This window comes from Thermodesulfobacterium sp. (assembly GCF_030445475.1).
Classification (GTDB): domain Bacteria; phylum Desulfobacterota; class Thermodesulfobacteria; order Thermodesulfobacteriales; family Thermodesulfobacteriaceae; genus Thermodesulfobacterium; species Thermodesulfobacterium commune.
Genome location: NZ_JASUTP010000004.1, coordinates 12825 through 23734 on the forward strand (window position 1 = coordinate 12825; position 10910 = coordinate 23734).

Below are 10910 nucleotides of genomic sequence, written 5' to 3' on the forward strand. Positions count from 1 at the left end.
ACTCCCTCCTTACTATGCGCTTTTGAATAATTTTACTTTAGTATAAACCAATCTTCTACTTTACCAAGTCCACGGACTGAATTGCCCACATAAATTTCTGAAAAGTTTTTTAGGGTTTCAAGAGAGATTTCTTGTTCTAAGGCTATTTTCTTTTTAACCAAAAATTTTCTCAGAACTCCATCAAGAAGTTTTAATTTTAAAGGTGGAGTATAGAGTTTCCCCTCTTTTTTGACGAAAAAGTTAGAAAAAGATCCTTCGAGAATTTTACCGTTTTCATCAAAAAACACTACTTCATCGAATCCTAACTGTTTTACTTTTTGCAGGGCTTTTTCTAAGGGAGATCTTACGGTAGTTTTGTGATAGAAAAGATTAGATAAATCAAAATCTCGCTTCATAAAGGCTATTTTTAGTCCTTTTTTCCAACCCTCATAAGGAAGAAGAGATATCTCTACCTTCCCTTCAGGATAAAGAAGGAGCCTTACTTTATATTTTTTTTGGTCAGGTATTTGAGTTTCGATGAAGCTTTGGAAACTGGAAAAATTCTGTAAAACCTTGGGCAGGTTAAACCTGAAATATTTGGCAGAAAACATCAACCTTTGATAGTGGAGTTTTAGGAGAGGATTAAGGGTATTAGGCTTAAACCAGAAGGTTTCTATCAGTTGAAAATAAGGCAAGGGATTTAAAAAGAATTTAGCTTTGAGCAAACACTCCTCATATTCTTCATCAGATTTGCTATCCCAAACCACTCCACTTCCAATACCTGCTTCTCCAAGATAACTTTCTAAATCTTTTTTAGTGAATACCAAGGTTCTTATCCCCACGTTAAATAGAAAATTATGGTTTGGGTCTATATACCCTATCGCTCCTGTGTAAACTCCTCTGGGTTCTTTTTCAACCTCAGCGATAATTTCCATCGCCCTTATCTTAGGTGCTCCGGTAACTGAACCGCAGGGGAAAAGCGCTTTGAAAATTTCAAACAAATTTTCGGTGAAAAGTTTTCCCTTTACAGAAGAGGTCATCTGATGAAGGGTAGGGTAGGTTTCTATGTTAAAAAGCTGGGTTACCCAAACCTCCCCTGGTACACAAACCCTTCCTAAATCATTTCTTAAAAGGTCTACTATCATTACGTTTTCTGCCCGATTTTTTTCATCCAAAAAAAGTTCTCTTTTTCTCTTTTGGTCTAAAACGAAAACCGGAGCTCTTTTAATCGTTCCTTTCATCGGAGAGGTTGATAAAAAATATCCCTCTTTTTTGAGAAAAAGTTCTGGAGATAAAGAGGCTATCGAGAAATTTTCTTCTTCTAAATAAAAACTGTACTTACAGCGCTGAGAAAAGAGGAGCTGAAAAAATAAGTCTGATGGATGTCCTTTTAAACAAAACTTGACCTTAAAAGTATAGTTAACCTGATAAACATCCCCAGAAGCTATATAGTCTTTTATTTTTTTTATGTCCTCCTGGTAGGTTTCTTTAGATATAGAAAAACTAAGATTTTCGATCGACAGAAAATTTTCTGTTTTAGCTAATTCAAGGGGATTAATAAAAAATTTTTGTGGAGGAGGGTAGATTCCAAAATAACCAAGTGGCAAGTTAGGTTTTTTGAAAAACTTGTTAAGTCTTTTTTCTAATAAGTATCCTGTTTCATAACATAAGAAACCACAGGCATAAAAACCTTTTTTTATAAAATTTTGAAGGTTTTTGAAAAAAAGAGATAGAGCAGAGGGATCATCTAATTTAATGACTTCTATAGGGTTTTCAAAAGATAAAACCTGATAGGGAATTTTATCTGCTTTAACCCAAATAAATCTCATCATTCAGGATTTTTGGTATAGGCAAGGATCAAACAGAGCAATAATAGAACTACAGAGATTATTAAAAACATGGGAATAGAAAGAAGGCTTTCTAAAAGAGAACTTTCAAGAAGATAACCGATCACATAGAAGGTTACCAAAAGGGTTTCTAACAATAAAAAATTTCTTAAAAAGTCTGTCAGCCTTCTTCTAAACACCCATTTTTTCTTAAGGTCAACTTTAAGGTCTTTTAATAGTTGAACCTTTTCTTCTGCTAAGTTTAGTTCTGAAAACATCAATGGTAAAATTTGTGAGATATCCCTTTTTTTGGTTTTTTCTAAGTTTTTTTCGATTAAATCCTTTAGGGATTTTAATTCTTTTCCAAAAATCATATCCTCTTCTTTATAAGGATACTTTACCCAAAAGTTCGCAAGAACTTCGTATTGTTTTTTTAACTCAGTTATTTTATGGTCTATTTCTTTTACTTTGTTATAAACCAAAGCCTGTAATTCAAGGGTAAGGTCAAGTGCTCGGTCTGAGGCTTTATCTATTGCTCCCATACCTCTGTGATAAATGTCATAAGCTAAGGTTTTAAGTAATTCTTCGTATTCTATGATTTCATCCTTGCTCATAACGTGTTTTAACCGATGAAACAGGTCTTCAGCTTCTTTAAGCCTCTGTAAGGCATTTTCTCTTTTCTCAAGGATTCGTTTTTCTATAAAATTTTCTAACTCTTCCTGATCTCTAATAAACAGAGGTTTGGTAAAAGCCCAGAAAATAAGAAGGGGATGCCCAAAATAACCCATAAACTTTTCAATAGGTTCATCATTTAAATAATCTAAAACCCTTAATCTGAAGAAAACAGGTAAAAAGGTTTTATCTAACTCAAAAGCCCTTTGATATAGGTCTTTGGCTGTTAGGTCATTTCCTTGATATTCGTAGATATATCCTTTTAAAAAAATTAGATAACTTTTGATAAAATTAGAGGTATTTTGACTTAGAGCGGTTTCAAGAAAGTATAGAGCCCTATCCCATCTATTTTTTAACAGGTTTACAAAAGTCAACCCTATACAGGCCTTTAAATCACTTTCTTCTTCAAGAAATCGACTTTCAGCAACGTTTAAATCCCCTTTTATGAGAGCATCCAAACCTATCCCGATGTTTCCACCTCTTACAGGGGTTTCTATCGAAATTTTTAACTGAGACCAGGAAGTTAACCCTTCTCCTCGGTAAAAAACTATCTTTAAGAATTCAGGTAAAAGATAAAAGTGCCTTATATGAAAATAATTTGGTTTTTCCTCTATCAAGCCCTGCCAGATGATTTGAGCAATCTCTGAAAAAGGAAGGTCTAAGGCTTGTTCTAACACCGATCTTGGTTGAGGTTCTAAAAGACCAGGACATTTGTGGTAAGGATGATGGGTGCTTTCACAGAAAAAACATGTTGGATTTGGTCCGGTAAAAAAGAAGTCTTTATAAAAAAAACTAATTTTAGGGTCAACAGTAGCAGGCAGCATTAGCTCCTTCCAGTTGTCTAACCAGTCCTGGACCTTATAAAAAAGGTTTACTCCTTCAAACTCCTGTAAAACCTCTCTTTTTAGGTTTTCTTGAAAATAGACTTTTCCTGCCCTTACATATCGAGGCTTTTCTGAAAAGTCCCTTTCTTTTGAGAGGATTACATAAAACGGTAAAGGGGAAGAACCTAAAAATTTTTTAAATCGCTCTTTCAGGTTGTAAAGGATCTCGTTGAGATAAACCAGGTTTTTAGGGGGAACTTGGTAAAGGTTAGAAGATATCTCTTTGTATGTCTTTTTTAAAAACTCTTCTACGTGATAATCTACCTCTTGAGAAGAGGTTTTAAACAAAAAATGTTTTAATTTGGGGATTTCAACGACCTTAAGAAACATGTTTTAATTGTTTGTAAATTAAGATAAAAAGTCCTAAGGTTATGGCTATATCGGCTATGTTAAAAGCAGGCCAATGAAAATTTTTTACATAAAGGTCTATAAAATCGAAAACTGCCCCAAACACCAATCGGTCTAAAAGGTTGCTAACCCCTCCCCCAAAGATCAACCCTAATCCGATGATCTCCGTCTTGGTTTCAGGTTTATAAGCTTTATGTTTAGCCCAAAAAAATATCAGTGCAAGGAGGATTAGGTTTAGAAAAATCAACCCTAAGGTTCCTAAAAAGCTGTCTTTAGCAAATAGGCCAAAAGCTACTCCTTTATTCCAAACCTTAACCAGGTTAATCCCAGGTAAAACTTGCCAAACATCTTGATTTCCTGGATAGATTAAGTTTATAAACCAAAATTTGGTTAACCTGTCTAATAAAAAAACTATATTAGCCCATATCCAAAAGGTTTTCATTTAACCGCTCACCACTTGATAACATCTTTCACAAAGCTCAGGGTTAGGGAGAGTGCCAACTTCAGGTTTTCTTTGCCAGCACCTTTCACATTTTTTATATTCGGTAGGCTTCACTAAAATCTTAAGCCCTGATATCTCTTCAGAAACAAAAGTTTGAGGTTCAGATACTGGGTCTAATGTTTTTATCAATTCAAATTTAGCTACCATCAAAAAATATTCCCAAAAAGAGCTATCTTTTAAAAGATCCTTTATATCTTCCGGAGCCTCTACATAGACTTCAGCTTCTAAAAAGGTGTTGATAACTTTGTGGTCCTTTCTGGCTATCTCTAAGGCTTTTAGAAATTCTTGTCTAAGGCTAAGTATGGTTTCCCATCTCTTAACCTCATCTTGCGAAAGATCAAACCTGTAATCAGGAAATTCGGTAAGAAAAACCGAGATTTCTTCTTTAGGATAAGGAAGGTTTTGCCAGATGTCTTCTGCGGTAAAAGAAAAGATGGGAGCTATAAGTTTAACTATAGAATCTAACGCATAGTAAAAAACCGTTTGAGTAGCCCTACGTTTGAAACTTTCTCGGGGTTCACAATAAAGATAATCCCGGTTGATATCTATAATTAAGGAGGAAAGTTCAACTACACAAAAACGATAAATTTCATGATAGACTACATGAAATTCAAAGTCCTCATAGCCTTTTTTTACCTTTTCTATCAGCCTGCTTAGTCTATAGAGAATGTATTTTTCGAAGGGTGGAAGTTTTTCAAAAGGTACCAAGTCTTTTTTAGGGTCAAAGTCATAAAGATTACCTATCAAAAACCTGCAGGTATTTCTAACCTTACGATAAGCTTCAACCAACCTTGAAAGGATTTCTTTAGAGATTTTTATGTCATCCCGGTAGTCTTCAGCCGATACCCAAAGCCTTAAAATTTCTGCTCCATGTTGTTTGATTAAATCTTGGGGATGAATGACGTTCCCCAAGCTTTTAGACATTTTCCTTCCCTGTCCGTCTACCACAAACCCGTGAGTAAGTAATGCTTTGTAAGGAGGAACCCCCCTTGTTCCTACCGAGCAGAGAAGGGAACTATGAAACCAACCTCTATGTTGGTCTGATCCTTCTAAATATAAGTCTGCAGGGAAAGAAAGTTCTTCTCTCTTTTCAAGCACTGCTGCAAAAGAAACCCCTGAATCAAACCAGACGTCTAAAATATCCTTTTCCTTAGAAAACCGGTTATGACCACAATTAGGACATACTGTCCCTTCTGGTAAAAGCTCTTCTGCTGGTTTTACAAACCAGGGGTCACAACCCTCTTTTTCAAAGATTTCTATAACTTTTTCATAATACTTAAAATCTTTTAAAATCTCTCCACAGTTTTCACACTTAAAAACGGTAATCGGGACACCCCATACCCTTTGTCTGGATATACACCAATCGGGTCTATTTTCTAACATGCTGTAAAGACGGTTTTTTCCCCAGGAAGGAATAAATTTGACTTTTTCTACCGCTTGTAAAGCTTTCTCCCTTAAACCCTTTAATTCCATAGAGATAAACCACTGGTCTTCAGCCCTAAAAATAACCGGTTTTTTACACCTCCAGCAAAAAGGATAACTGTGTTCTATCTTATCTGAGGAAAGTAGATGCCCTTTTTGTTTTAAAATTTCTAAAATTTTTTCGTTAGCCTGATAGATAGAAAGTCCACCAACTAAGTCTACATCCTTGTAAAATTTACCTTCCTGGTCAACAGGCACATAAACTTCTAATCCATATTTAAGCCCTACCTGATAGTCCTCTTCTCCATGTCCAGGGGCGATATGCACTATCCCTGTTCCGGCTTCTAAACTCACAAAATCAGCCAAGATGACAAGGCTTTCTCTGCTATAAAAGGGATGAAGAGCTTTTTTGCCTTCTAAAGTTTTGGGGTCTATCTTAGCAACGATTTTGGGTAAATCCTTGTTAAGTTCAGCACAAAGACCTGAAACACGGCCTTCAGCTACTAAATAATATTCTCCTTCCCACTCTACCAGTAAATACTCAAATTCAGGGTTTAAGGCTAAAGCTAAGTTTGCAGGCAATGTCCACGGAGTAGTGGTCCAGATTAATACATAAGCCGGTTTGTCTAAGGTCACCTGATATTCTTTAGAGATAAATTCTTTAAGGTCTTCGGTAAAGGGAAATTTTACAAAAATAGAATAAGACTTATGTGGTCCATACTCTACCTCAGCCTCTGCCAAGGCAGTTACACAGGTTGGACACCAAAAAACAGGCTTTTTTTTCCTATAAACCTGGCCTGATTCTAAAAACCTTAAAAATTCTCTGGCAATTGTAGCTTCATACCTGTAATCCATCGTAAGATAAGGCTTATCCCAAAAAGCAAAGACCCCAAGCCTTTTAAACTCCTCTCGCTGTATGTTTATGTACCTTTCTGCATATTTTCTACAGGCCTCTCTTATTGTGAGAGGGGGGAGTTCTCCTCTTTTTACCCCTAATTCTTGTTCTGTTTTCAATTCAATAGGTAACCCATGGCAATCCCATCCTGGTACAAAGGGTACTTTGTATCCAGCCATCATTTTACTTTTTACGATAATATCTTTTAAGATTTTGTTTAAGGCTGTACCTAAATGTATGTGCCCGTTAGCATAAGGAGGCCCATCATGAAGGATGTATAAAGGAGCATTTTTTCTTTTTTCAAGCATTTTTTCGTAGATTTTTTCTTTTTCCCAAAACTCTAAAAATTTAGGTTCTCTTTCTACAAGATTAGCCTTCATCGGAAAGTCAGTTTGAGGAAGATTAAGGGTGTCTTTCCAATCCATAATGAAAGCCTCCTTTTAAGTAAACTGTCTGTTTAATTTTAACATAACTTACAAAAAGCACTATTGTTTTTGATTATTATTAAAAAAGTAAGCTTATTGAAAAAAGTAACCATTATTAGGAGTAGGGATTTAAGGGAAAAGTTAATGTGGTATAATTATAAACTTGAAAGTTTAAATTTTGGGTAGGCGTTAAAGAATATTAAGGAAGGTTAGGATGATTTTTCTTGATAGCTTTGATGTGGTAGTCATAGGAGCAGGACATGCAGGAATAGAGGCTTGTTTAGCCTCTGCAAGAATGGGGTGTAAAACTCTTCTTCTTACCATCAATCTTGAAAGAATAGGGGCTATGAGTTGTAATCCTTCTATAGGGGGCATAGGTAAAGGTCACTTGGTAAAAGAGATAGACGCTCTTGGTGGGGAGATGGCTTTAGCTATAGACGAGACAGGTATTCAGTTTAGAAAACTTAACACCAAGAAAGGACCTGCGGTAAGGGCTACCAGAGCTCAGGCCGATAGGTTTAGATATCAAGAGAGGATGAAAAAAAGGTTAGAAAGGGTACCTAACCTTTTTATCAAACAGGGATTGGTTACTCAAATTTTGGTAAAAGATAAAAGGGTAATAGGGGTTAGGACTAAAGCAGGAGAAGAGTTTGGGGCTAAAGCTGTGGTAATAGCCCCAGGAACTTTTTTTCATGGACTTATACATATAGGGCTTGAAAGTTTTCCAGCAGGAAGGCTTGGAGACCCCCCTTCTAACAAACTGGCAGAAAATCTCAAAGAACTGGGTTTTGAGCTTGGCAGGTTTAAAACCGGAACTTGTCCCAGGCTTGATGCTCGTACTATAGATTATACTAAAATGGAAATCCAATGGGGAGATTTCCCCCCACCTCTTTTCTCTTTTAAAAACGTAGGAAAACGACCTCCTCTTCCTCAAGTACCATGTTTTATAACCTATACCACAGAGGAGACCCATAAGATTATCAAAGGTGCTTTAGATAGGTCTCCCCTTTTTACAGGAAAAATTAAAGGGAGAGGGGTTAGGTATTGTCCTTCGATAGAAGATAAAGTCTTCCGTTTCCCAGACAAAGAGAGACATCAAGTTTTTATCGAACCTGAAGGTCTTGATACCGTTGAGGTTTATCCTAACGGGATAAGCACCAGCCTTCCTATAGACGTTCAATGGAAGATGGTAAGAAGTATTCCTGGTTTGGAAAAGGCTGAGATATTAAGGCCAGGCTATGGTATAGAACACGATTTTGTGTTTCCAACTCAACTTAAACCCTCTTTAGAAACCAAACTCATCTCAGGATTGTTTTTAGCTGGCCAAATTAACGGAACCACAGGTTATGAAGAAGCTGCAGCTCAAGGACTTATAGCAGGTATAAATGCAGCTCTTTACGTAAAGGAAGAAGAACCTTTTATTCTGGACCGCTCAGAAGCTTATATCGGAGTCTTGATAGATGATTTAGTAACCAAAGGGGTAGATGAACCTTATCGAATGTTTACTTCAAGGGCAGAATATAGGTTATTACTAAGGGAAGATAACGCTGACCTTAGGCTTACGGAAAAGGCAAAAAAGTTAGGTTTAATCGATGAAGAAAGGTGGTTGAGATACCTCGATAAAAAGGAAAAAATAAAAACTTTACAAACACTTCTTCAAGAGATTAGGATCTCTCCTGATTTAATAAACGGTTACCTTCAAAGTAAAGGAATAACTCCTATCAAACAAACTACCAAGGCTTACGACCTTTTAAGAAGACCAGAAATAGAGATAGAGGACCTTGTAGAATTCCTCCCAGAATTAAAAAGGTTTGACCAAGAAGTTCTCTTAGAGGTGGAAACAGAAATAAAATATAGTGGATATATAGAAAGACAACTCAAAGAGGTAGAAAAATTTAAACGCCTTGAAAACATAAAACTACCAGAAGACCTAAACTATTACGAAATCCCAGGCCTTACCAACGAGGTTCGTGAAAAGTTTAGTAAGATAAGGCCTACTTCTTTGGGTCAGGCCCTAAGAATTCCAGGAGCTACCCCTGCAGCTATTTCAGCGATACAAGTATATCTAAAGAAAAAGTGTTAGACCTTTCTATCCCAAGACCAATCTTAAAGATCATCAAGCGTTTAAAACAAAAGGGATATACTACCTATCTGGTAGGGGGGTGTGTAAGGGATCTACTTTTGGGATTAGAGCCTAAGGATTATGATATCGGAACTACCGCCACTCCCCAAAAGGTGGTCTCTCTTTTCCCTAAAAGGGCTTTTATCATAGGAAGAAGGTTTCCGATAGTTCATGTCTATATAACCAAAGATCAGTACGTCGAAGTTAGTACTTTCAGAGGTAAAGAAGAATATGACGGTAAAGTGAAGGAAAACTACGGAACCCCAGAAGAAGATGCTTTAAGAAGAGACTTAACCATAAATGCCCTTTTCTATGATGTTTTTTCAAAAGAGATCATAGATTATGTCGGAGGATTAGAGGACCTCAAAAAAGGGATAATAAGAGTGATAGGAGACCCTGATCAAAGATTTTTAAACGATCCTGTTCGTATGCTGAGAGCTATAAGACATGCATCAAGGTTAAAATTTTATATAGAACCTTCAACTTGGGAAGCAATTATCAGAAACGCTCATCTTATTAAAAAGGTAGTTTGGGAAAGATTGAGGGATGAAATTTTAAAAGACCTTATGGGTTTTTGGGTGCTGGACTGGTTTAGACTTCTACAAAAGTCTGGGTTACTTTATCAGATATATCCTTTTTATCTAAAAATGGTCGAAGAAAAATCCTTAGATGAAAATTTTCTTAGGCTTGTTTTAACCAAGCTTTCTCAAGACCAGGGCTTGACTGTGGAAGAACGTATTTGCCTTTTTGCTTATGTTTTTTTACCGTTAATAGGTAAGCCGTACGTTCCTTTACCTTTTCAACCGGTGCCTGTGTTCGAAAGAAAGGAATTATTACGTTTGTTTTTCTCTTTGTTTTTTACGTTTAGGTTTAATCGAAGGTTGTTTGAACGGTCTATGGATTTATTAAGAGATGTTTATAAAGGCCTTTATTTTGCTCAAAAAAAGCAACCTATCCCTAAAAAAATACGAAAAAAAACTTATTTTCATCAAATTCTAAAATTAGTAAGTATTTTACAAGATATTTTGAATTAACCCTATTCTAATTCTTCTCTTAACCTTGCCTTTTTTTTCTGATATTTTTTCCAGGGTTTTTCTTTCTTCTTTCCACGAGTAAGCTTTCTAAAAGGCAAGTCTTGGTCAGATTGGTAAATGTCTTCTGTAAAACCAGATTGATTAAAAGGGAGGATAGGGGCAGGCCTTTCAGCAGGTTTTTCTTGAGGTAAGTATTTACGTATGAACTTTTGATCAATAGGAGGTCCTTTTAAGAAGGTATAGTGAAGGTAAGAGAGTAACAAAACCTTTTCTCCAAACTGGTAAATTTCAAGGTCTTCAAAAAATTTATAAGGTAAAACCTCTATCAACAGTGCACCCTTAGCTTTAGCCCAATTTTCTGCCAATTCTTTTTCAGTAAACACAGGAAAAAGCCCTTCCCTGGGGCTCCATTTTTCATCTAAACACAACTTATACCACAACCTTGGCTTGACAAATGTCCAAAGTTTTTTAAAATTATAAACTTGGGTTAAATTTATCTTAAAAGGAGGGGTGAATTTTTTCTCTTTAGGCTTTACTAAGTTTAAAGGTTCTGAAAATTCAAAAAAATCTCTATAATAATAAGAAAATAGTTGCTTTAATATGTTTAAGTTTAGTTTTTTAAATTTTTTAGTAAAATTTAGAGCTTGAAAAATTTCTTTTATTTTGAAAAATTCATTATTATCAGGAATAAGACCAAACTCATCGGGATGATAGCTGAGCATGTAGATTAAAGTTTTTAATAAAAGTGGATCATGCATGGTTGAAGATAAAAGTTTAATAATTATTTTTTGTTTATACTTT

7 protein-coding genes are annotated in these 10910 nt (G+C 35.7%); 2 read left to right on the forward strand and 5 right to left on the reverse strand.

What is annotated here, in order from left to right:
* Positions 1 to 32: 32 nt before the first annotated feature.
* Genes pabB through ileS form a run of 4 tightly spaced genes read right to left on the reverse strand, consistent with a single transcriptional unit; the run spans position 33 to position 6953 of the window.
* Positions 33 to 1808, reverse strand: a complete 1776-nt coding sequence (gene pabB / locus PWP26_RS02615; protein WP_273010685.1) for an aminodeoxychorismate synthase component I — start codon at positions 1806 to 1808, stop codon at positions 33 to 35.
* Positions 1808 to 3691, reverse strand: a complete 1884-nt coding sequence (locus tag PWP26_RS02620; protein ID WP_301398911.1) for a lipopolysaccharide assembly protein LapB — start codon at positions 3689 to 3691, stop codon at positions 1808 to 1810. The genes pabB and PWP26_RS02620 overlap by 1 nt, the downstream gene beginning before the upstream one ends.
* Positions 3681 to 4151 carry a signal peptidase II gene (lspA, locus tag PWP26_RS02625; protein WP_273010686.1) on the reverse strand — a complete coding sequence of 157 codons (471 nt, stop codon included), beginning with the start codon at positions 4149 to 4151 and terminating at the stop codon, positions 3681 to 3683. The genes PWP26_RS02620 and lspA overlap by 11 nt, the downstream gene beginning before the upstream one ends.
* Positions 4152 to 6953, reverse strand: coding sequence for an isoleucine--tRNA ligase (gene ileS / locus PWP26_RS02630; protein ID WP_273010687.1), 2802 nt, complete (start codon positions 6951 to 6953; stop codon positions 4152 to 4154). It lies immediately after the preceding gene.
* 214 nt (positions 6954 to 7167) lie between these two features.
* On the opposite strand from ileS, the gene mnmG reads away from it, so the two are divergent.
* Positions 7168 to 9036 (forward strand): tRNA uridine-5-carboxymethylaminomethyl(34) synthesis enzyme MnmG, encoded by a 1869-nt coding sequence (gene mnmG, locus PWP26_RS02635; protein ID WP_287568410.1) that lies wholly within the window; start codon positions 7168 to 7170, stop codon positions 9034 to 9036.
* Positions 9030 to 10109, forward strand: coding sequence for a CCA tRNA nucleotidyltransferase (locus tag PWP26_RS02640; protein WP_301398912.1), 1080 nt, complete (start codon positions 9030 to 9032; stop codon positions 10107 to 10109). Before mnmG ends, PWP26_RS02640 begins: the two co-directional genes overlap by 7 nt.
* A gap of 2 nt (positions 10110 to 10111) precedes the next feature.
* Here PWP26_RS02640 and PWP26_RS02645 read toward each other — a convergent pair whose 3' ends face one another.
* Entirely contained in the window at positions 10112 to 10867 is a 756-nt protein-coding gene (locus PWP26_RS02645; RefSeq protein ID WP_287568414.1) for a hypothetical protein, read from the reverse strand.
* Positions 10868 to 10910: the final 43 nt, after the last annotated feature.

What these genes read in the sequence shown, in the direction of transcription:
- PWP26_RS02645 (WP_287568414.1), bottom strand. Translation starts at nt 10,867, where the DNA reads ATGCATGATCCACTTTTATTAAAAACTTTAATCTACATGCTCAGCTAT.
- PWP26_RS02620 (WP_301398911.1), bottom strand. Translation starts at nt 3,691, where the DNA reads ATGTTTCTTAAGGTCGTTGAAATCCCCAAATTAAAACATTTTTTGTTT.
- ileS (WP_273010687.1), bottom strand. Translation starts at nt 6,953, where the DNA reads ATGGATTGGAAAGACACCCTTAATCTTCCTCAAACTGACTTTCCGATG.
- mnmG (WP_287568410.1), top strand. Translation starts at nt 7,168, where the DNA reads ATGATTTTTCTTGATAGCTTTGATGTGGTAGTCATAGGAGCAGGACAT.
- lspA (WP_273010686.1), bottom strand. Translation starts at nt 4,151, where the DNA reads ATGAAAACCTTTTGGATATGGGCTAATATAGTTTTTTTATTAGACAGG.
- pabB (WP_273010685.1), bottom strand. Translation starts at nt 1,808, where the DNA reads ATGAGATTTATTTGGGTTAAAGCAGATAAAATTCCCTATCAGGTTTTA.